Here is a 20,338-nt window from a genome sequence, read left to right on the forward strand (position 1 = left end):
AATGCAGCCCGACGGTGTACCGCGGACGACCAGGGCGCCCGGGTCAGGACCGCGCCTTCGTGACGATGACATAGCGGTGCGAGGAATCGAATCCGAGCACCCGCCCACCATCATCCATGAGCGCGCCCAAGCTCTCGCGCAGGGCGGCCCGCCAGCGCGAAGCTGTCTCGGGCGCCCTGCGGCGCAGCGCCTCGATGTCATTCGGGAGGCGAGCAAGCACGAGCCCCGCATCGGTTTTCCGCACGGTCGGTTCGTCGTGCGCCGAGGGCTCGAGCAGCGTCTCAGCCTCATCGGCCCGGTGCGCGCTCGTCTCGAGAGTCGCGGGCTTTCCGTGGCAGGCCGCAGCCACACTCCCCGAGAGCAGGTCCCACGTCACGAGTAACCTATCGGTGTCATCGCCACCGTTGAGAACATCGCTCATCTGCCCGTAGTAGTTGCAGTGGTAGGTACTCGCGCGGGCGCCGAGCTTCACGAGGTTGAAGTGGGCATTGCGGCTGATGAGCGGGTCGAAGGTCCAGGAGATCTCATGGATGCCCTCGCCCAACGCCCAAGCCCGCTGGTGCGCTTTGATCGCGAAGCCGACATTGCGGCCACGCATTCGGCCGTCGACGCCAGCGATATGGCTGTGCACTGCCTGCCGCGAGGGTGCGGCAAAGAACCCCATGCACGCACCAACCAACTGGTCGCCGTCGAAAGCGCCGGCGAGATAGCTTCCCGCCGTCGAAATTGCCCTCAGGGTTTCCGTATTAACCGGCCCCCTGGCGTGATCCGAGGTCCATATGCGCTCGAAGAGCGCCACGACCTCGGAGAATTCCTCGACCTGGTGCAGCATACGGATCGTGATGCCCGCGGAGTCCGCGGCGGCCCGCGCCGCCTGACGGGCGTCCTCGACGAGACCTTCGCTTATACCGATGGTGCTCATCGTGCCGATACCGATGCGGCGGGATCCGTCTGTGCAAACTCGTGTATGAGCTCGGCGATGAGCGCATGCACGAGGCCAGTGCGTTCGATCAATGCCCCAACGAGCGCGTGTTCATGGCTCGCGTGCGCACCACCGCCCACGGCGCCGAGCCCGTCGAGCGTTGGAACGCCGATCCCGGCAGTGAAATTGCCATCGGAGGCTCCTCCCACCGAGGCGCCCTCGAGGCGGCCAAGCCCGAGCTCCGCAGCCAACCGGCTGGCGCGGGCGAACAATTCCAGCGCGGCCGATTCCTCGAGTGGCGGACGGTTCGCTCCACCCGTGATGCTCAGCACGGCATCGGGTAACGTCGCCGTGAGAGCACGCATGGCGGTGTCCACCCTGTCTTGCTCGGCGAGCGTGCGCACGCGCACGTCCACTGCGAAGCTGGATGCGGCCGGGACGGTGTTGGTGGTCGTGCCGGAGCGCAGCAACGTCGGTGTTACCGTCGTGCCCAGTTCCGCGTCGCCGAGGCTTGCAACGGCAAGGATCTGGTGCGCGGCCTCGATCGAAGCGTTGACCCCCCGCTCGGGCTCAAGCCCGGCGTGCGCCGCCCGCCCCTGCACCGCGACCTCGTACAGTGAGACACCCTTGCGGGCAACCTTGAGCGCGCCGCCGTCGGCCGATGCCTCAAGAACGAGGGCGGCGGCGCAGCCCTGGGCCTCCTCTTCGATGAGCTGCCGGGAGCTGGGCGAACCAAGCTCCTCGTCGCCGGTTATCAGGAGGCTCACGCCTTCGCGGTTCGGAAGGGCCGCAATGGCGTGGAGCGCCATCACGAGTCCCACCTTCATATCGAAGGAGCCCGGCCCACGCAACACGTCGCCGTTGATCTCAAACGGATGCTCGATGAGCGACCCGATCGGCCAGACTGTGTCGTGGTGGCAGAGTACGAGAACCCGGGGGGTACCGAAGCGCCAGCGCAGGTGGGTGCGTCCCTCGATCACGATCCGCTCGGGGGAGCGGCCGAGCAGGCGTTGCCCGATCTCGGTGATCGTGTCCGCGCTGCGGGCGATGGCAGCCAGGTCCGTGGAGGGCGACTCGCATTCGATGACTGTCCGCAGGTCTTCGAGCATCTGTTGGGTGTCGATGTTCACGACGCCACCTTGGGCATGGCCCGTGCACCGAAATGCACGTACTGCTCGCCCGTCGGCAGGGCGTAGAACACCAGCGAGAGCCACCCTTGGGTGCCGGGCGCCCGGAGCGCGAATTGGCCATCGCTTACCGGGGTGAGGGTGTACTCTTCGACGGGATTCGGCATGGATTTGGCGACGACGCCGCTCACGGTCGTGCGCATGCGCACGGCCTCCTCCTCCTTGAAGACCTCCATGAGGACGCCGGAGCGCTCGTAGGTACCGAGGTACGGTGACGTGTCGCCCGTGTACGGCTCCGCTGGCGGGCCGAACGATTCCGCAATTGAAATCTCGGCCAGCTCGCCGAAAATCTCGTTGTAGAGCTCGACGTACAGATCCCGTGTGTTGCCGCCGTTGGTAAGCAGCGTCACGGCGATGCCGTCTTCTGGCAGGATGCGCAGGAAGGCGGCCTGGCCGATCGTGTTGCCGTCGTGACCGTAGAGGCGCTTTCCGCCCCAGTCGAAGCGGATCCAGCCCAGGCCCCAGGAATCGCCGAGCACGTGCGGGTCCGGAACGTCGCTCTGGTGTGTGGTCATGAGCTCGGCGCTCTGTGCCGAGAGAATGCGGGTGCCGTCGGCCGCGAGCCCGGATCCCAGATGCATGCGGGCGAACTCGAGCACGTCTGCCGCGCTGGCATCGATGAGCCCGGCGGGGCCAAGGGCACGCGGCAGTGACCACATCGGGGCGAGAATGGGGCCATTCTCATCTGCGCCCACATGCCCGGCGGCGGCACGGTGGAGCAGAGCCTCCTCCGGCAGCGTCACAGTGTGCTTGAGGCCAAGCGGTGTGAACAGGCGATCGCGAAGGGCGTCATCCCAGCTGAGACCGGTGAGCTTCTCGATCACGCGGCCCATGAGGGAGAAGCCGGAGTTGCAGTACGAGAAGGTCGCCCCGATGGGGTGGTTCTGCTTGACCTCGGAGAGGGCCTCGACGTATTTTTCGAGGCAGTCGTCGCCACGGCCGGTGTCGGTGAAAACGTCACCGTCTATGCCGCTGGTGTGGTTGAGCAGGTGGCGCATTGTCACCTGCTTGCTCACCTCGGCGTCGGCGACCCGGAACTCGGGGACCACGTCGATGATCGGAGCGTCGAGGTCGAGCTTGCCCTCGTCGACGAGCTGCATGATGACGGTCGCCGTCCATACCTTCGAGATCGAGCCGATCTGGAAGACGGAGTCCTCGGTGGTCTCGACACCGGTGTTGATGTTGAGAACGCCGTGACTGGCCAGGACAGGGTCCTCGCCGAGGCGCAGGATGCCGAGCGTGGCCCCAGGAACTTTGTGGGCGGCCGCCAGCTCGCTCAGGCGCTGCTGCCAGTGCCCGGCGTTGAGGGCTTTCTTGCGAACGGGGGCGCCGGCGGCCGGGGCGTAGCGTTCCACCCAGTCGACGATGCGCTGGTTCCAGTCGGCGCGGTGCGAGGGGGCCCCGTTGAGAATAAACAGGTGCGACCCGCCCGGGTAGAGCACGAGCTCGCTGGGTACGTCCTGTTCGCGGAGGGCGGTGAACCACTGCTCGGCCTGGCCGACGGGGCAGCGGTGGTCCTCGCCGCCCTGCACGATCAAGGTCGGGGTGCGGACCTGGCCCACCTGGCTGTAGGGCGATTGCGGGGCGAGGAGTTCCGGGCTCTTCCACGGCATGGCACCGTTCTCGAGGCGCGACATATAGTGGCCGGCGTCCGATGTGCCCGCGACGCTCGTGAGGTCGGCGACAACCCCGCCGGCGACGGCAGCGGCGAAGCGGCTCTCGCGTGAGGTGAGATAGCAGGTCATGAACCCGCCGTAGCTGTAGCCGGTGACCGCGAGGCGGGCAGGGTCGGCAACACCCTCGGCGAGGAGATCATCGATCGGCTCGAGGAAGTCCTTGGCATCGCTCGTGCCCCAGCCGCCGAGAGCTCCGCGGTAGAAGTCGTTGCCGTAGCCGTCGCTGCCGCGCGGGTTGAGCGTGAGCACGGCCCAGCCGCGGGCAACGAGTTCGTGGTGGTAGGCGTGGAAGGGGTCCGCGGCCCCGTTCCAGGCATTGTGCGGCCCCCCGTGCACATCGAGCAGGAGCGGCAGGGGGCCGGTGCGCTGCGGGTCCCGGCGCAGCCAGCCGTGCACGACGACGCCATCCGAGATCGTGAAGCTCCGCGGCTCGGCGACGATGAGGCCGGCCTCCTCCGGAGAGTAGCTCGTGAGCACCGTAGCGGCGCCAGAGCGCAGATCGACGGTGGCGATTTCACCGAAGGACGTTTCCGTTGCGAGCACGATCGCGGCGGTGTTGCCGGCGACGGATACGCCGGACACGTTGGCCGCTCCGCCAACGATGACACGCTGCACCGCACCATCGATGCCCGTAGCGTAGAGGTGAGTGTAACCGCCGTCGCGCAGGCAGAAGAAGACAGTCTGGCCATCGGCGCTCAGTTGCGGGAAAGCGCCCGGGTAGCCCGCACCGCCCGGCATGACATTGCGGTCCAGGGCCGAGGTGATGTCTCGCGGCGCTTCGCCGTCCAGGGGAAGGAGCAGCACGCTCGCGTTTCCCACCTGGGCATCGGTGCGACCCACGGCGATGAGCTTGCCGCCATCAGGAGTCCAGCCGGTGACCGAGAGCTGCACACCGGCGGCACCCACCAGGCGTGGCCTGGCATTGCCATCGCTCGAGGACACCACATAGGCGGCCGACTCGAAGGTGAGGTCTGAATCGGCCTCTTTGCCGGTGGAGAAAGCGATCCGTTCGCCGTCCGGAGACCAGACCGGATCACCGGCGTGCCAGTCGCCACGGGTCAGCTGGGTGATCTCGCCGCTGCCCAGGCTCACCACATGGATGTGCATGCGCATCGTGCCAAGGAGACCGGTACCGTCGGCCTTGTAGCCGAGCCTGTTTGTGACGATTGGTGCCGTGCGGCGCTTCGCGACGTCATCGCTGCCTTCGCCAGGCAACGCAGCAGAGTCGATAGGGCCGGCGAACGCGATACGTGTGCCGTCGCCGCTCCACACCGGGGCGCCGGCACCGAAGGCCTGCGTCGTGACCTGCTCGGCTTCGCCGCCGCCGACCGGCAGAACCCAAATCTGAGGCGGGCCATCCTGGGCGCGCAGGAAGGCCAGACGCGTCCCATCCGGGCTCCACCTCGGTGAGGAGTCACCGGTTCCTCGGGTCAACCGGCGCGGTTCGCCGCCCCCGGCGGCCACGAGCCACAGCGAGCGTTCGTCGCGGTCCTCGGCGCGGTTGGTGCTCTTCAGAACATAAGCGATGCTGCCGCCATCCGGCGACAGGGCAGGCTGCTCTGGAAGCTGCGTGGCAACGAGGTCATCAATGCTTACACGTTGTTGTGCCATCGTGTGGGTCTCCTGTTCAAGAGGTACGTTGTGCGGGGTCTAGCGTGAGCGGATGTTGTTGCCGACCGGGGTCGACAGTTCGGGGGAGCTTGTGAGCTCAGCGAAGTGGCAGGCTGCGGCGTGCGCCTGCGTCGTGGGAAGCGGTGGCGGGCTCTGCACGCAGATCTGACGGTCGGGGTGGACCAGCGGCCCGATCGGGCAACGGGGGTTGAAGCGGCACCCGCTCGGCGGGTGATGGGGGTCTGCGGGTTCGACGTCCAACAGGGCGGCCGGGTCAACGGCAAGAAGGTTGCCGTGGCGGGTCGGCACGGATGCGAGCAGCTCGCGGGTATAAGGGTGCTTGGCGTTGTTCAGCACCTCATCGACCGGTCCGAGCTCGACGATGTTGCCGAGGTACATCACGGCGATGTAGTCGCTCAGATAGCGCACCACCGAGAGGTTGTGCGAGATGAACAACATCGTGAGCTCCAGCTCGGCGCAGACATCGCGCACGAGGTTCAGCACCGAGCCCTGCACCGAGACGTCAAGAGCCGAGGTGATCTCATCGGCGATGATGACCTCTGGTCGTGCGGCGAGCGCCCGGGCCAGGCCAATGCGCTGGCGTTGGCCGCCCGAGAGGTCGCCCGGAAGCGAACCCGCGCGGGCGGGGTCAAGGTTGACAAGCTCAAGCAAGCGCCCCACCTCCGCACGCTTGGCTGCGCTTGAGGAGAACGTGCCGCGCGGAATCATCTCGGCGATGGACTCGCCGATCGTCATCCGTGGATCGAGCGAGGAGAACGGGTCCTGGAAGACCATCTGAATTGGATGCCGGCGCCGCAGTTTCCTGACATCGACACCGTCGAGCGTGATCGTGCCGCCCGTGACAGGGGCGAGCCCGATGGCGGCGCGGGCGAGCGTGGACTTGCCCGAGCCTGATTCGCCAACCAGGCCGACGACGGACCCGGAGGGGATGGTCAGCGAGGCGCCATCGACGGCGGTCAGGCCCGTGCTGCGGGATCCATACCTCACGCTGACATGATCGAAACGTAGCTCGCTCACTTCATGCCTCCCGCGGTTGCGACCGGCGCAGCTTCGGCGTGCGCGCCGGGGGTACTTAGTCCAGACAGTGTCACGCGGGTACCACTCTCTACGGGGTTCCAGCAGGCAACCCTGTGCTTGTGGTTGTGGATCTCCAGCTCGGGGTCGGATTCGCGGCACTGTGCCGTCGCCAGCGGGCAACGAGCGGCGAAGGCGCATCCGGGCGGTACCTCCCCGGGTGCCGGCGGGCGGCCGGGAATCACACCGAGGGGCTGTTCGCGGTCGGTGTCCAGATCGGGCACGACCTCAAGCAGGGCCCGGGTATAGGGGTGGCGTGCGCCCGTGTAGAGTTCCGCCGTCGGAAGGTCTTCGACGATGCGCCCGGCGTACATGACAAGCACACGCTCGCAGCTTTGCGAGACGACGGCGATGTCGTGGCTGATCAGCAGGATCGCTGCATTAGTTTCGGTGCGCACCCGCTCGAGGAGCCGAAGCACCTGGCGCTGTACCGTGACATCGAGGGCGGTGGTCGGTTCGTCGGCGATGATCAGCCTGGGGCTGTTCATGAGGCCCATTGCGATCATCGCGCGCTGTCGCATCCCGCCGGAGAACTCGTGCGGGTACTGTTCGGCGCGACGGGCGGCTGCGGGCACGCGCACTGCCTGGAGCCGCTCGACGGCGCGTTCCATGGCATCCTGTCTGCTTATGGCCTGGTGTTCCAGAGCGGCTTCGGCGAGTTGGCTGCCAACGCGTCGGGTGGGGTTGAACGAGGTCAGCGGGTCCTGAAACACCATTGCCAGTGACGTGCCAAGCAGCCTACGAATGGTCTTCTCCGGTGCGGTCAGTATCTGGACGCCATTGAACTCGAGGCGATCGGCGGCCACAACCCCTGGTGGTTCGATGAGTCGGGAGGCGGCCAGCGCGGTCAGGCTCTTGCCCGAGCCGGATTCTCCGACCACTCCCAGAGACTCACCCTCCCTGATCTCGAAGCTGACTCCGCGAACGGGGTGTACCAGGCCGCTGTGTGTCGGGTAAGAGATGCGAAGGTTTTCGATGCTCAGGATCGTGCCGGTGGAAACGGTGGGAACCGCACGGGTGGTGGGCTGCGGCAGCCGCGGGATCGTCCAACGACGGATGGCGACGCGGCCACCGGCAACGGATGCGGCGCTCTCGCCGAGCAGGTTGAACGCGAGGCCGGCAACGATGACGGCGGCGGCCGGGCCGAAGGCTGCGGCGGGGTTAATGTAGATCCGGTTGAGTCCCTCGCTGAGCAGCTTGCCCCAGTCGTAGGCGGGAAGCTGTACGCCGATACCGAGAAAAGACAGTCCGGCGAAGGCCAGCAGCGCACCGCCGGCGGCAACGGTCGCATTGACGATGAGAGGCTCGGCAATGTTTGGCAGTACGTGCCGGATGAGGATGCGCAGGCGCGAGACACCGGCGGTGCGCGCAGCGGAGATGAAGTCGCGGCCGGCGATCGCGGCGGACATGGTCTGGGTGAGGCGGGCGAAGCTGGGGGCCATGGCAAAGCCGATGGCGAGCACAGCCCCGGTGGTGCCGACGCCGAAGATCACGGCGAAGAACAGCGCGAGCAGGAGGCCGGGAAAGGCGACGGCAACGTTGACGATGCCGACCACGATGCGTCCGGCCCAGCGCGGGAGCACGGATGGGGCGGTACCGAGGAGGGTTCCGACCGTGACGCCGATGACGACTGCGACGACGGCGAGTGTGACCGAGAGCTGGGTGGCAACCAACACGCGAGCGAGGACGTCGCGCCCCAGCGCATCCGTTCCAAGGAGGTGTTCAGCGCTTGGACCCTGCTGTGTGCCGGAGGTGTCAATGGCCTGGGCCTGTGCGCCCCAGATCAGGGGGGCAAAGATCGCGAGCAGTGCAACGAGAAGGACGAGAACCGTGGCGGTGACCCCGACCGGGCTACGGACGATGGAAAGCCACTTCAGACGAGCGGGCATCAGGACTCCCGGATTGTTGAGCGCGGATCGAGAAGTGCAAGCACGATATCGATGAGGAGGTTGACGAGAAGTACACCGATTCCATAGATGAGCACGATGGACTGCACCACCGGGTAGTCCTTGGACAGGATGGACTGCACGATCATGGTGCCAAGGCCGGGCCAGGCGAAGATGTTTTCGACAAGCACGGTGCCCGCGACCATGCCGCTGAGGAGGAGGCCGGTGAGGGTGAGCGTGGCCGTCATGGCGTTGGGGAGGGCATGGCGGATATAGATCTTGCGCGGCGCCAGGCGCTTGGCGCGAGCGGTGCGAACGAAGTCCTGGCTGAGGACGCTGAGGACCTCGACGCGGATGATTCGCGAGAAGACGGCGATTGGCCCGACGGCCAGGGCGACAACGGGTAACACCAGCGCTGACGGGCTGTCATTGCCGGCGATAGGGAACCATCCCAGGTTGACCGCGAAGATGTAGACGAGCCCGACACCGAGGAGGAACTCGGGGATTGCGGCGAACACCACGCAAATGATGGCGAAGGTGAGTTCAAGCCCGCGTCTGCGGCCGCTGCGGGTCGCCACGGCCATGGTGACGCCGAGCGGAAGGGCGACCAGTAGAACAAGGAGGCAGGCGAGCAGGGCGAGCTGCAGGGTGGCAGGGAACCGTGTAGCGATAATGTGGGCGACCGGCTCGTTGGTGATGGTGGAAACCCCGAGATCGCCGGTAAAGAGCTTGGCGAAGTAGTTCACGTATTGCACCATCAGCGGCTGGTCGAGACCGAGCGCTGCGCGCCGGGCCTCGACCAGCTCCGCTGGTGCGTTCATGCCCAGTGCCGCGCGAACCGGATCACCGGGCACGAGGTGGATCATGAGGAAGGCCGCCGTGATCAGCACCCACAGCGAGAGGATGAACTGTCCGCCGCGTCGCAGCGCGAAGGTCAGCCAGGGGCTGAGTCCTGGACGCAGTGCGGCGGCGGGTGCGGCCACTGTTTCGGTCATGGTGCTGGTCATCGGGCTACCAACTTCTCGGGTTATTTGAACAGACGGATAGACGCGGGCTCGAGGCTGTCGCTCACAGTGAACTTCGCCTTGCTGCCGAACACTGACACAACCGAGTTCGCGAACGGGATGACGTCTGCGGCGCCGATCAGTGCTGCCTCGGCGTGCGACCAGTCCTCACAACCTTCTTTACCCGGCTTCATCGCGGCAGAGCTCGCGGCGGCGACGTACTCCGCGTTATCGGTGTAGCCGAAGTTTGAGCCGTTCGGCGGGGTTTTGCCGGAGAAGAATGGCACGATCTGGCTGGGCAGGCCAACGCCGAGTGAGATGAGTGAAACGTCCCAGTCGCCGGTACTGAAGAGCGCCTCGCTCACACCGTTGGCATCGACACCCTTGGGGGTCGCCTCAACGCCGATCTCTTTCCACATTGACTGCAGCAGCTCTGCGGTCGGGCCGAAGGAAGCGGAAAGATACGGGGGGTACATGACGGTGAGTGAGAGCCTCGCCCCGTTCTTCTGGCGGATGCCGTCGGATCCGGGCTTCCAGCCGGCGGAATCGAGTGCGTCGGCTGCGGCCTTCACATCGAATGCCGGGATGCTGGCCGCCGCCACGTCGGCATTGCAGGGGTTCGGCGCCATATTGACGAGATTGGTCGGCGCGGTGCCCGTGCCGCTTGTGAGAACCGAGCGCAGCCTTCCGAGGTCCAGACCCTGGGTGAGGGCAATGCGAAGTGCCTCATCAGAAAGCAGCTTCTTGGGGTTCTTGTTGAAGTGAAGCTGTCCCAAACCAACTTGGATATCACTGGAGAATAGCTTCTTGGCGCGCAGCCGCTCGGAATCGGGCCCCACAACCTGTGCGGCGTTCAGCTCGCCTGAAACCAGCAGATTTGTCACAGTGGTCTCGTTGGGCAAGACCTTGAAAATGACCGTGGCGGGGATGCCGGCCTGCTTCGGGTCCCAGTCGCCGGGCCCCCAAACAAACTCCTTGCGCCGTGTCAGTGTGTACTGCGAGTTCGGGGCGATCTCCGTGATCGTGTACATGCCGGTTGCGCCTTCGCCCTTGGCGAGCGCATCCGGGTTGGCGAGAGCCGGCCCGCAGACCATGTGCACGCTGCCAACGTTTTCGAGGAGGAAGGCGTCGGGCGCGCCGCTCGTCACACTCAGCACGCCGGTGGCGTCGTCGCCTGTCGCGACGGTGCCGGCCTGTACGTTCAGCCCGACGAGGGGTGAGCCGTTCTTCGGGTCCGCAATGAAGTTGATGTTCTCCGCGAGCATTGATGCGGTGATCGCGGTGCCGTCAGCGCAGGTGGCGTCCTTGCGCAGAGTGAAGGTGGCGTTGGTGGTGCCGGCCTTCCACGCGCTCGCCAGCCCGGAAAGGATGGTGCCGTCCTTGCCTACCTCGACGAGGCGCGAATAGAGGAAGCGGTCAATAGTGCGCGCACCACTCATCGCGGTGATCATGGGGTTGAGGTTTCCCGGGTCGGCGCCGATTGCCATCGTGAAGGTACCGTCGGTGGCAAGCTCGCCGCCGGCGTCGTTGCCGGAAGCGCCGGGCGCGGTGCAGGCCGTGAGAGTGAGTGCTGCCGCCCCAACGAGGGCGACGAGTGGGGTGATGGAACGCATTGGATGCTCCAGCTGGTCGTGTGCGGGATGGGATGTGTGCGGGTGGAGTTATGAGGAAAGCGTCCGGAGGTGCTCAACCGCGAGGTGACCGGCGACGCCGATGGAGGCGTCGACGGCGGGCAACCGGTCTGCCAGCGAGTCGGCTCTGGTGAAGACGGCGACCGCATACTGCCGTCCGTCCGGGTAGGTGACGACGCCTGCCTCATTGCGCACTGCGGGCACGGTTCCCGTCTTCGCGGCAATCTGTACATCACTCGGGAATCCTGACGACAGCCGGTGCGGCCAGATCTGCTGCGCCATGATGTCTCTGGCGATCTTGCAGGCCGCCGGAGAGGCCGCGGTGTCAGTCCAGATTGCATTCAGCAGTGTGGTGATGTCCCGCGGAGTCGACGCGGCAGTGCGCAGCGGATCAAGGATCGACAGGCTCCAGATCTGCTCGGCCGTCGCCGCTTCCAGCAGCTCCTTAAGGTCGCTCGCCGACCCGCCGCCGAGGTCTTCGCCGACCGAAGCGAACAAGTCTTCGCAGCAGCCGATCAGACGCGTTTCGCTGAGCCCCAGATCACTCACGACCTGGTCAACTGCCTCCCGGCCGAGCCGGTGGTAGAGGACGTCGGTTGCGGCGTTATCGCTCATCACCATCATGTTGTGGGCAAGGTCGCGCCAGCTGGCCTCGACGTCGTCGGTGAATCCCGCGGTGCCAACTCCGCCGGTGCGGTAGCGGGCAGTGACAGTTGTCCGCCCGCTTGGATCCAACTGGCCGGCATCAACCGCGCGGACGAAGGCGACCAGGACGAAAACCTTGAAAACGGACGCCAGAACTACGCGCTCGTCGGAGCGGACGGAAACCTCGTTGCCGCCGTCGGCTCCGATTTCACGCGCGTGCAGGAAACCGCAGGCTCCAACCCGCGTGAAGACATCCGAGATCGCGGCGCTCATGCCGACACCCGCCGGTCGGCGCGACCGGTGTGCAGGTACAGCGCGTTGCCGTTGCCGTCGTTGCCCACGAAGGCGTGCGGTGTGTGCATTCCGTTACGGGCTTCACGCGGGATAAGGGTGTCGCCCTTCCAATGCACCAGCTCGACCGGGGGCCGCTCCGGGGACAGCCCGGCGAAGATTCCCTTCATCTTCTGTTCGATCCAGATCCGCCCCTCTGTGTCCTGGGTGACGTGGGAGTCGGCCACCTGTGAGCTGTAGGTGCCTACGTAGCGCGAGGCATCGATGGCGTGGACGTCGTCGGCGGGGGCCGGAAGCCCCGGCACGACAACGCCAGTGAGACGGTTGATGACTGGGCGGATGAGCTCCTCGTAAAGGCCAAGAACATCGCCGCCGTTTGTCAGCACCGCAACCGCGGCCTGCTGCCCAGGGATCACGCGAAGGAAGGCGCTCTGGCCGATTGTTCCTCCGTCATGGCCGATGACGGGGCCGCCGTCCCAATTGAACAGCTCCCAGCCAAGTCCCCAGCTATCGCCCATGAGACCGAGCTCCGGAAGCTTGACCTGCTGTTCCTGCATTGCAGCTACGCTTTCGGCGCTTAGGATCTGCTTGCCATCCGGGCCAACTCCGCCGTCGATGTGCATCTTCGCGAAGGCGATAAGGTTGCTCGCACTCATGGCGAATACGGATCCGGCCGGAGCGTTGGAACGCACCAGCGACCAGACGTGTGCCGGCTCCGGGGCGACGCCCTCGGCCGGGCTGAGGTGACCAAGCGCTGCACGGAACATGATTGCCTCGCCCGCCCCCGTGGCCGCATGCTTGAGCTGCAGCGGGTCGATCAGGTATTCGCGCAAGCAGGCCTCATAGTGCTTGCCACGAACAACCTCCACGATCCGGCCCAGAACCGAGAAAGCCGCGTTGTTATAGGAGAACATTTCGCCGGGTTCGAAAAGCTGCGGCACATCGGCCAGGATCGGCATGAACTTCTCGACGGCGTCTTCGCCCTCTGTCGTGGCCGTGAAGATATCGCCCTCAAAACCGGAAAGGTGGCTGAGGAGCTGACGAACGGTGATCCTCGCCGCGGCGGCTTCGTCGGCGATGACGAAGTCCTTGACGTAACGGCGAACAGGCGCATCAAGGTCGACGAGCCCCTCATCGACAAGCTGCATGACGAGCGAGGTTGTCCAGACCTTGGTGATGGAACCAATCTGGAAGACCGAATCGGTGGTGGCCTCAACACCGGTTGCTTTGTTCAAGATGCCTGCCGCGGTCCGGACCACCTCGCCACCACTGAGAATTGCCACAGATGCGGCGGGCACCTGGTATTTGGCGATGAGTTCGGGCAGCATTTCCTCGACCCAAGCACCGATCCGTGAAAGTGAATCCACCATGAAAGTTCCTCCTCGTTGAGAATGCGAATTCGCTCAGCGTACTCGCCGCTGCCGCCCTATAAATGGTAGGAACCGACGGGACTTGCGTACATTTTGGTTCGATCCAACAAAAAACTGCCCGGCACCACCGATGTACCGCCGACGAAGAGATGACACTGTTCGATGACCGGTGGAAAACCCACCTGGCCGACAAGACTCAGGGCACCGGTCCGGGCCCCTCAAGCAAAAAAGGGATGGAGAACGCCGAGACTATGCGGCAAACACTGAATCCGGGGAGCACCGTCAACGGTCAACTGCCGGCCGCGCTCGCGGTTCCGGTGCGGCCCGGGGGTCTGCCGCCTACGGCGCGCAAGCCTCTTTTAGTGCCTGAACCGACTCGGCCGGCACTTCGTCGCCGGCTTCCGCGATCTGCTTCAACGGCGTCGTGATTTCTGCGGGGACACCGGCAGCACTGGCGGAGGAGACCAAGCCAGCCAGCAGTTGCTTGTCCTGAACGCTGACCAAGCCGTCCTGGACCACGGCACAGACCTGCTTGGTCACTTCATCGGCGGCGGCAGTGGCCACTTTGGAGGCTGCCTCGCTGGCTGCGCTTGTCGCTGCTTCCTCCACGGCACCGCAGCCTACGAGCAGCAGCAACAGGGGAACGGCGGAAAGTGCAGCGAGTCGACGGGTCATGAGTCCAGACTAGCTGCGGGAGTTGATACGCTCGCCGAATGCGGCTCCGTCCGATCGATCTTGTAGATGTGTTCGTCTATCTTGTAGTGCTGGGCATGTTCATTCAGCTGTTCCCAGCCGTCATTTCCGAGTCCTTCCTCTTGGCCCTTCTGACGGCAATCCTGCTCAAGGTTGTCCTCGAGGTTGTGATGCTGGCCAAGAAGAAGATCGTCGGACGCATTCGGGGTGGAACAACTGTGGCCGTACGCATCATTAACGTGGTCGCGTTGCTCTTCGTGATGCCCGGGAGCAAGTTCCTGGTTCTTGAGTTAGTCGATTTCGCATTCGGCGACGCCGTCCAACTTGGCGGCTTCTTCCCAGTGACTGCCCTGATCATTGTCCTGATGCTGGCGCGCGGAGGCATGCGGCGCCTCTTGCTGAAGACGGAAAACGCAGCTTCAAGCTAGCGTCAGTCGTGCCCGGTCCTTATGTTTCGGAAATGAGGGGGTCTCCCTCCCCCGACTCGCTCCGACGCCAGGACCTCAACGGTTCGCGACCGGAGAGTTATAAAAACGGGCCCGCGTGAGGGGTAAAGACTTCCACTCCGTACGTAGAACAGCAGCGGCTCTCCCTGCGGCCCCCTCATCGGGTGCGCTTCCAAAAACCAGGGCTACTTGTTTCCGGGCTGGTCGGCCGGAACCGACACATTCTCGACGGCGGGAGGGAGCCGGTAGACCGACACGTGGCTGCGGGACTCTGCTGTGAAGTCGCTGCGGTCCCAGTCCGCCCACCTGGACTCCAGCTCAAACCCTGCCAAGCGCGCCATGAGATCAAGCTCGCTGGGCCAGATGTACCTATGCGGCGTCCGCCCGATCCGGGCATCCCGCCCGTCCGATAGGCCCGGGCCGAATCGCACGTGATGGGAGACGACGTGCTGGCGCAGTACGTCGTAGGTGTCCACCAGGAGATACCCGGATTCGCTGACCTCCACCGTTCCGCCATGCCCGGGCGGGAGGGAGCGCAGTTGCGGCACCCAGAGCTCAACCACGAACCGCCCGCCCGGGGCAAGGTGTCGGGCCGCGTTTTGGAAGCAGCGGACCTGCTCGTCCTGTGTCAGGAGGTTGGAGATGGTGTTGAACACCAGGAACGCCAGCGAGAAGTCCTCACCCGCCCGCGCCTCGGTCATATCACCCTGCACCACGGGAATCTGGTCCTCACCGACCTTCTCACGAAGGCGGGAGATCATCGCGTGGGAAAGTTCGACGCCGGCGACCCGGACTCCCGCCTCGGAGAGCGGGATAGCCACCCGACCCGTACCAATGGCGAACTCAACTGCCCGGCCGGTGCCCGCGAGCCGGGAGAGGACCTCCACAGTGGGGCCCAGGACGGCTGCGGAGAACATGCCTTCCCCTGGAGTGTCGTACTGCTTCGCGGCGTCGTCGTCCCAGAGCTGCTGCTGGTTGATCATGGCTCCACTATTGCAGGCAGGTAGCGGCCGCGCTGCTACGCCCAGGCGCCGCAGTGCGGAAAAGTGAATTACGACGGCGGACCACTCACCTAAACATTGGCGTGAGGTAACTCACATTCTGTAAGCTAATTTCAAAGTCACGCAGCCGGCTTCGCTTATTCTCTTCCTGGAGGTCCACATGGCCCCCCATTCCCTCAAGGCCGAAATCCTTCTGGCCCACGGAGCACCGCCTTCCGCGGCCACTGTCGCTCGACGAAGAGCAGCAGGAGCCCACGGAAACCACGGTGCACTCAGCAAACCCGACGCCCTCCTCGGAGCCATCGCCGTCAGGCAGCTGTTTCACCGCTGGCCACTGGTTCCGTCCCGCGAATTGGAACGCATCCGCCACGTACTCATCCACTGCGATCAGCTGGGCTCAGCCGACACCCATCATTTGTCCGAGCCGGCCCAAGCGCTGCTGGACCTCATCAACAGTGAGTTGGACCGGCGTCGGGCTTCCGGCAAGACGCCGGAAGCCGACATCAGCAGCAACTGACTACGGGATGACCGCCACGACGTCGATCTCCACAAGGAAGTCGCCCAGGAACGAGCCAACAGTGGTGCGGGCCGGATAAGGGGCCACAACGTACTGCTCGTAGATGCCATTGAACCCGTCAAAGTCGCGCCCCGGGTGGTGCAGGTGCACGGTTGCCTTGACCACGTGGGAGAAGTCGAGCCCGTGGGCGCCGAGGACCTCACCCAGGTTCTTCATTGCTTGGATCGTTTGTTCTTCGATGGTGATCCCAACGCGTTCGCCCGTGACGGGATGGTGGGGCGTCTGGCCGGCTGTGAAGAGGAATCCGTTGGCCACAATGGCCTGGGAGTAGGGGCCGGCCGGGCTGGGTGCGAGCTCGGTGATGACTTGCTGGCGGGACATGTGGTGCCTTTCGTTGTGCTTGGAGAACTTACAAAACCTTGGAGAGGAACGCCTTGGTTCGCTCCTGCTGTGGGTTGTCCAGGACTTCCTCGGGCGGGCCGCTTTCCACCACCACGCCGCCGTCCATGAACACCACTTGGTCCGCCACTTGCCGGGCGAAACCGAGTTCGTGGGTGACCACCACCATGGTCATCCCGGCCTCAGCCAGGGATTTCATGACATCCAGGACTTCGCCAACAAGCTCAGGGTCCAGGGCGGACGTCGGCTCGTCGAAAAGCATCAGCTTGGGCTTCATGGCCAGCGCCCGTGCGATCGCTATGCGCTGCTGCTGGCCGCCGGAGAGTTCCTGCGGGTAGGAGTGCCCGCGGTTGCCAAGCCCCACGCGGTCCAGGAGGGCTTGTGCCTCCACTGCAACTTCACGCCGTGGGCGTCCCAGCACGTGCACGGGTGCCTCGATGATGTTCTCCAGTACGGTCATGTGCGGGAAAAGGTTGAAGCGTTGGAACACCATGCCGGCGTTGAGCCGTGAACGTGCGGTCTGGCGTTCCTTCATCTCGTAGAGCTTGCCGTTGCGCTCTGCGTAACCCACCAGGTGCTCGTCCACGTACAAGCGGCCGGCGTCCACCTTTTCCAAATGGTTGATGCAGCGCAGGAAAGTGGTCTTTCCGGACCCGGACGGGCCGATCAGGCAGGTCACGGATCCTTTTTCAACCCTGAGGTCGATGCCTTTCAGGATTTCGATAACGCCGAAGTTCTTCCGGACTCCCCGGGCTTCCACCATGGCAGTAGTCATCATGCTGTCCTTGTCTTAGGCTTGCGGATCCGTCGCGGCGCCGAGTCGAAGCCGCGCCCGTACCGGCGTTCAAGTTTGTTTTGGAAGAAGCTCAAGATAGTGGTCATGAGCAGGTACCAGAGGCTGGCAACGATCAGCAGCGGAATGGTCTGGTAGTTGGTCGCGTAGATGATCTGCGCCGAGTAGAGCAGGTCCGAGATCGCCAGGACACTCACAAGAGAAGTGCCTTTCAGCATCGAAATGACCTGGTTGCCGGTGGGAGGCAGCACCACGCGCATGGCCTGGGGCAGGATCACCCTGTTCATGAGCTTGCCGCCGCTCATTCCCAGTGCGCGGGCGGCGTCGTACTGGCCCTTGTCCACGGAGCCGATGCCACCGCGGATGATCTCTGCCATGTACGCGGCCTCGTTCAGCGACAACCCCAGGAGGGCGGCACCCAGCGGAGAGATCAGCACGTTCGCGGAGCCCAGGACCATGGAGGGCCCGCCGAACGGAAGCCCGAACGCGATCACCGGGTACAGGGCCGCGATGTTGTACCAAAAGATCAGTTGGACCAGCAGCGGGGTTCCACGGAAGAACCAGATGTACCCGCGGCTGATGGTGCTCAGGATCGGATTGTCGGAGAGCCGCATGATCGCAAGCAGCGTGCCCAGGGCAATGCCAACTGTCATGGAAACCACGGTCAGCAACAGCGTCAGCCCGGCTCCGGCAAGGATCTGCGGGGCGAACAGATAGGACAGCACAACGTCCCAGCGGTAGCGTTCGTTCACGGCCACATCCCATGCCGCGCTGAGCGCCACCAGGATGAGGACAATTGCCAGGGCCAAACGGACCGGATGCTTCAACGGCACCACGGGGATGGAGTCACCGGCAGCCGCTGTAGCCGGCTCCTTGGTGTCGGGGACTGAGGGTTGCTGATGCATGGCCGTCACCTCTCTACTTGGGGATTTCACTACTGCGCGAAGTTGACGCGTGCGTCGGTGATGGCACTGGATTCAAGTCCGTACTTGCCAAGAACCTTGGTGTACGACTCGCTCTTGATCACAGCGTCCAGGGCAGCGGAGACCGACTTCACCAGCCCGGATTCCTTGGGCACACCCACGCCCACGGGGGCGAACTCGTACGTCCGGGCAACCTCAATCTGCGGGTTCTGCGTGGCAGCGAAGTTCAGGATGGGCGAGTCAGCCAACACGGTGTCCAAGCGGCCGCTGGTCAGTGCGGAAATGGCCTGCCGGGTGTCCTGGAATTCACTCTTCTGGAGGGCTTCCTTGCCGGCAGCTGCGCAGGCTTCATCGTATGAAGGAACGTTCACGGTCAGCTGGTACGAGCCCGTGAGTAGCCCCACCTTCTTGCCGCAGAGTGCTGTCTCGTCCTTGATTCCCCCGGGGTTTCCCTTGGGGACTGCGATCGCGTTGCCGATCTGCATGTAGTCAACAAAGTCCAGGACTTCCATGCGCTTCTCGGTGGGGGTCATGGAGGAGACGGTCATGTCGTAGCGGTTGGCCGCCAAGCCGGGAATGATGGAGTCGAAATTGGCCACCTGGATATCCACTTTGACACCCAATGCCTCGCCGATGAGACGGGCCACGTCCGGGTTTGTTCCGGTCATTTCCTGCGTGCCTTCGCGGTAGAACTGCGTTGGCGGTTCGTTGGTGGGGATTGCCACGCGCAGCACCTTGGACGCCTTGATGGAGTCCGGGAGAAGCTCGACGGCGGCCTGGTTGACTTCCAGCGCGGGGACGCCGGTTCCCGCTGCGGCAGCGTCGCCGGACGGATTCGACGCCGAGGCGTTGCCTGTGGGGCTGCACGCCGTCACCGCGAGCATCAGCGCTGCGGTGCTGGCGACGATGCCCGGTGCGATGAACCGGTTCCGACGGGTTAATGGGGGATTCTTCATGTCAGGGTGCTCATTTCTGCAAAGCCCAGGTGGGCTCGGTGGGTTGGGTGCGGGCGAAGGCTTCGTTGCGGTGCCGGATCAGTTCCCGGCCTTCCGTCCGCAGTTCCTCGATGGTGGACACTCCGAGGAGCATCATGGTGCGTGTCATTTCGGCGTGGAACATTTTCAGGACGTGGGCGACGCCTGCCTGGCTGGCGGCCGCGAGCCCGTAAAGGTAAGGGCGTCCGATGGAGCAGGCATCTGCGCCGAGGGCCAGCGCCTTGACCACGTCGGAGCCCCGGCGGATGCCGCCGTCGACGATGATTTCCATGCGGCCCGCAGCCCTGTCAACGATGTCCTGGAGGACATCAAGCGGCGCCGCCATGTGGTCCAACTGGCGTCCGCCATGGTTGCTGACCTGGATGGCGTCGATTCCCATGTCCGCTGCCAGGGCGGCGTCGTTCGGGTTGACGACGCCCTTGAGGACGATCGGACCATTCCAGCGTTCCCGTAACTCCCGGATGTCGTCCCAGTCCGTGGGTTCATAGGAGCCGGCGAGCAGTGTCCGCCACATGTCCGGGGAGCTGGCGAGCGGACCCTCTGGAATCTCGGCGTCCAGGTTGGGGAAGGCGATTGCGTCGTTGGCAAGGAATCCCAGCGCCCAGGCGGGGTGCAGCATTCCCTCCACCACGGTCTTGGGCTTGATGGACGGCGGGGCGGTGAAACCATTCCGGTAGTCCCGCTCGCGGTGTCCGATTGCCCGGCAGTCCACGTTGACCAGCAGGGCCTCATAGCCGGCGTTTGAAACGCGGTCCAGGACTGCCTGCAGCAGGCCTTTGTCCGAGGTTGGTTCCAGGTTGAACCAACGCCGAAGCCCGGGCGCTGCCGCGCTGACATCCTCCATGGTGGTGGTGCTCAGGTGCGCCAAGCCGTAGGGAATACCTGCGGCGAGCGCGGCCCGGGCGACGGCGGACTCTCCCTCGGGGTGGAAAAGCCGGGTACCGCCTGTGGGCGAGAGGGTCACAGGCATGGAAACCGGTCCGCCGAGGAGGGTTGAGCTCAGGTCCAGGTTGTCCACGGAACCCCACTTGGGGAGGAAGGACCAGTCGTCGAACGAGGACCGGTTGCGGCGCAGCGAGACCTCGTCTTCGCCACCGCCCTCGATGTATTCGAAGATGCTCTTGGGCAGGCGTTTGGCGGCCAGTTTCCGCATGTCTTCAACGCTGTAGCAGCTCCTGGACAGGCGCTCCGCGACGGATCGGGCCGGTCCTTGCACCGAGGCGAGCGCCTTGATGTCCTTGAGTTTCATGGTG

General features: G+C 64.8%; 18 protein-coding genes. 2 read left to right on the forward strand and 16 right to left on the reverse strand.

Translation table 11 applies throughout. The features are described from left to right. Positions 1 to 43 precede the first annotated feature (43 nt). From ACFRJ9_RS09595 to ACFRJ9_RS09640, 10 genes are all read right to left on the reverse strand, one after another. Positions 44 to 922 (reverse strand): GNAT family N-acetyltransferase, encoded by an 879-nt coding sequence (locus tag ACFRJ9_RS09595; protein WP_377666819.1) that lies wholly within the window; start codon positions 920 to 922, stop codon positions 44 to 46. Continuing rightward, the gene (locus ACFRJ9_RS09600) at positions 919 to 2,052 is read right to left on the reverse strand and encodes a M20 family metallopeptidase (RefSeq protein ID WP_377666821.1); all 1,134 of its coding nucleotides are present in this window, start codon (positions 2,050 to 2,052) and stop codon (positions 919 to 921) included. Before ACFRJ9_RS09600 ends, ACFRJ9_RS09595 begins: the two co-directional genes overlap by 4 nt. Continuing rightward, complete coding sequence (locus tag ACFRJ9_RS09605; RefSeq protein ID WP_377666823.1) at positions 2,049 to 5,396, reverse strand: serine hydrolase; 3,348 nt, start codon at positions 5,394 to 5,396, stop codon at positions 2,049 to 2,051. Before ACFRJ9_RS09605 ends, ACFRJ9_RS09600 begins: the two co-directional genes overlap by 4 nt. A gap of 39 nt (positions 5,397 to 5,435) precedes the next feature. Further along, a complete protein-coding gene (locus ACFRJ9_RS09610) occupies positions 5,436 to 6,434 on the reverse strand; it encodes an ABC transporter ATP-binding protein (RefSeq protein ID WP_377666825.1) in 999 nt (332 codons plus the stop codon). Further along, a complete protein-coding gene (locus ACFRJ9_RS09615) occupies positions 6,431 to 8,380 on the reverse strand; it encodes a dipeptide/oligopeptide/nickel ABC transporter permease/ATP-binding protein (RefSeq protein ID WP_377666827.1) in 1,950 nt (649 codons plus the stop codon). The genes ACFRJ9_RS09610 and ACFRJ9_RS09615 overlap by 4 nt, the downstream gene beginning before the upstream one ends. Further along, positions 8,380 to 9,384 carry an ABC transporter permease gene (locus ACFRJ9_RS09620; protein ID WP_377666830.1) on the reverse strand — a complete coding sequence of 335 codons (1,005 nt, stop codon included), beginning with the start codon at positions 9,382 to 9,384 and terminating at the stop codon, positions 8,380 to 8,382. The genes ACFRJ9_RS09615 and ACFRJ9_RS09620 overlap by 1 nt, the downstream gene beginning before the upstream one ends. A gap of 20 nt (positions 9,385 to 9,404) precedes the next feature. Continuing rightward, positions 9,405 to 10,994: an ABC transporter substrate-binding protein gene (locus tag ACFRJ9_RS09625; RefSeq protein ID WP_377666833.1), complete on the reverse strand. Its 1,590-nt coding sequence runs from the start codon at positions 10,992 to 10,994 to the stop codon at positions 9,405 to 9,407. Positions 10,995 to 11,042: 48 nt separating this feature from the next. Continuing rightward, positions 11,043 to 11,930 (reverse strand): serine hydrolase, encoded by an 888-nt coding sequence (locus tag ACFRJ9_RS09630; protein ID WP_377666836.1) that lies wholly within the window; start codon positions 11,928 to 11,930, stop codon positions 11,043 to 11,045. Next, the gene (locus tag ACFRJ9_RS09635) at positions 11,927 to 13,318 is read right to left on the reverse strand and encodes a serine hydrolase domain-containing protein (RefSeq protein WP_377666838.1); all 1,392 of its coding nucleotides are present in this window, start codon (positions 13,316 to 13,318) and stop codon (positions 11,927 to 11,929) included. Before ACFRJ9_RS09635 ends, ACFRJ9_RS09630 begins: the two co-directional genes overlap by 4 nt. A 339-nt stretch (positions 13,319 to 13,657) precedes the next feature. After that, on the reverse strand, positions 13,658 to 13,993 hold the full coding sequence (locus ACFRJ9_RS09640) for a hypothetical protein (protein WP_377666841.1): 336 nt from the start codon (positions 13,991 to 13,993) through the stop codon (positions 13,658 to 13,660). Positions 13,994 to 14,031: 38 nt separating this feature from the next. Between ACFRJ9_RS09640 and ACFRJ9_RS09645 the strand changes: the two genes are divergently transcribed. Next, positions 14,032 to 14,439, forward strand: a complete 408-nt coding sequence (locus tag ACFRJ9_RS09645; protein ID WP_377666843.1) for a hypothetical protein — start codon at positions 14,032 to 14,034, stop codon at positions 14,437 to 14,439. 203 nt (positions 14,440 to 14,642) lie between these two features. Here ACFRJ9_RS09645 and ACFRJ9_RS09650 read toward each other — a convergent pair whose 3' ends face one another. After that, positions 14,643 to 15,440 carry a class I SAM-dependent DNA methyltransferase gene (locus ACFRJ9_RS09650; protein WP_377666844.1) on the reverse strand — a complete coding sequence of 266 codons (798 nt, stop codon included), beginning with the start codon at positions 15,438 to 15,440 and terminating at the stop codon, positions 14,643 to 14,645. Positions 15,441 to 15,618: 178 nt separating this feature from the next. On the opposite strand from ACFRJ9_RS09650, the gene ACFRJ9_RS09655 reads away from it, so the two are divergent. After that, positions 15,619 to 15,975: a hypothetical protein gene (locus ACFRJ9_RS09655; protein ID WP_377666846.1), complete on the forward strand. Its 357-nt coding sequence runs from the start codon at positions 15,619 to 15,621 to the stop codon at positions 15,973 to 15,975. Here ACFRJ9_RS09655 and ACFRJ9_RS09660 read toward each other — a convergent pair whose 3' ends face one another. From ACFRJ9_RS09660 to ACFRJ9_RS09680, 5 genes are read right to left on the reverse strand one after another with little or no spacing between them, the layout of a single operon-like run. After that, positions 15,976 to 16,356: a RidA family protein gene (locus ACFRJ9_RS09660; protein ID WP_377666848.1), complete on the reverse strand. Its 381-nt coding sequence runs from the start codon at positions 16,354 to 16,356 to the stop codon at positions 15,976 to 15,978. It abuts the gene before it with no gap. A 28-nt stretch (positions 16,357 to 16,384) separates the two neighbouring features. Next, positions 16,385 to 17,149 carry an amino acid ABC transporter ATP-binding protein gene (locus tag ACFRJ9_RS09665; protein WP_377666851.1) on the reverse strand — a complete coding sequence of 255 codons (765 nt, stop codon included), beginning with the start codon at positions 17,147 to 17,149 and terminating at the stop codon, positions 16,385 to 16,387. Further along, the gene (locus ACFRJ9_RS09670; protein WP_377666854.1) at positions 17,149 to 18,072 is read right to left on the reverse strand and encodes an amino acid ABC transporter permease; all 924 of its coding nucleotides are present in this window, start codon (positions 18,070 to 18,072) and stop codon (positions 17,149 to 17,151) included. Before ACFRJ9_RS09670 ends, ACFRJ9_RS09665 begins: the two co-directional genes overlap by 1 nt. Positions 18,073 to 18,101: 29 nt before the next feature. Further along, entirely contained in the window at positions 18,102 to 19,046 is a 945-nt protein-coding gene (locus ACFRJ9_RS09675; protein WP_377666857.1) for an ABC transporter substrate-binding protein, read from the reverse strand. Positions 19,047 to 19,056: 10 nt separating this feature from the next. Further along, positions 19,057 to 20,334, reverse strand: a complete 1,278-nt coding sequence (locus tag ACFRJ9_RS09680; protein WP_377666860.1) for an alpha-hydroxy-acid oxidizing protein — start codon at positions 20,332 to 20,334, stop codon at positions 19,057 to 19,059. Positions 20,335 to 20,338 lie beyond the last annotated feature (4 nt).

The organism is Paenarthrobacter sp. NPDC056912, from assembly GCF_042786555.1.
Lineage (GTDB): Bacteria > Actinomycetota > Actinomycetes > Actinomycetales > Micrococcaceae > Arthrobacter.

Bases quoted from the DNA above. Each gene is read 5' to 3' on its own strand.
- ACFRJ9_RS09670 (WP_377666854.1), bottom strand. From the start codon at position 18,072: ATGCATCAGCAACCCTCAGTCCCCGACACCAAGGAGCCGGCTACAGCG.
- ACFRJ9_RS09635 (WP_377666838.1), bottom strand. From the start codon at position 13,318: ATGGTGGATTCACTTTCACGGATCGGTGCTTGGGTCGAGGAAATGCTG.
- ACFRJ9_RS09665 (WP_377666851.1), bottom strand. From the start codon at position 17,149: ATGACTACTGCCATGGTGGAAGCCCGGGGAGTCCGGAAGAACTTCGGC.
- ACFRJ9_RS09615 (WP_377666827.1), bottom strand. From the start codon at position 8,380: ATGCCCGCTCGTCTGAAGTGGCTTTCCATCGTCCGTAGCCCGGTCGGG.
- ACFRJ9_RS09605 (WP_377666823.1), bottom strand. From the start codon at position 5,396: ATGGCACAACAACGTGTAAGCATTGATGACCTCGTTGCCACGCAGCTT.
- ACFRJ9_RS09640 (WP_377666841.1), bottom strand. From the start codon at position 13,993: ATGACCCGTCGACTCGCTGCACTTTCCGCCGTTCCCCTGTTGCTGCTG.
- ACFRJ9_RS09645 (WP_377666843.1), top strand. From the start codon at position 14,032: ATGCGGCTCCGTCCGATCGATCTTGTAGATGTGTTCGTCTATCTTGTA.
- ACFRJ9_RS09620 (WP_377666830.1), bottom strand. From the start codon at position 9,384: ATGACCAGCACCATGACCGAAACAGTGGCCGCACCCGCCGCCGCACTG.
- ACFRJ9_RS09595 (WP_377666819.1), bottom strand. From the start codon at position 922: ATGAGCACCATCGGTATAAGCGAAGGTCTCGTCGAGGACGCCCGTCAG.
- ACFRJ9_RS09680 (WP_377666860.1), bottom strand. From the start codon at position 20,334: ATGAAACTCAAGGACATCAAGGCGCTCGCCTCGGTGCAAGGACCGGCC.
- ACFRJ9_RS09655 (WP_377666846.1), top strand. From the start codon at position 15,619: ATGGCCCCCCATTCCCTCAAGGCCGAAATCCTTCTGGCCCACGGAGCA.
- ACFRJ9_RS09675 (WP_377666857.1), bottom strand. From the start codon at position 19,046: ATGAAGAATCCCCCATTAACCCGTCGGAACCGGTTCATCGCACCGGGC.
- ACFRJ9_RS09625 (WP_377666833.1), bottom strand. From the start codon at position 10,994: ATGCGTTCCATCACCCCACTCGTCGCCCTCGTTGGGGCGGCAGCACTC.
- ACFRJ9_RS09660 (WP_377666848.1), bottom strand. From the start codon at position 16,356: ATGTCCCGCCAGCAAGTCATCACCGAGCTCGCACCCAGCCCGGCCGGC.
- ACFRJ9_RS09630 (WP_377666836.1), bottom strand. From the start codon at position 11,930: ATGAGCGCCGCGATCTCGGATGTCTTCACGCGGGTTGGAGCCTGCGGT.
- ACFRJ9_RS09650 (WP_377666844.1), bottom strand. From the start codon at position 15,440: ATGATCAACCAGCAGCAGCTCTGGGACGACGACGCCGCGAAGCAGTAC.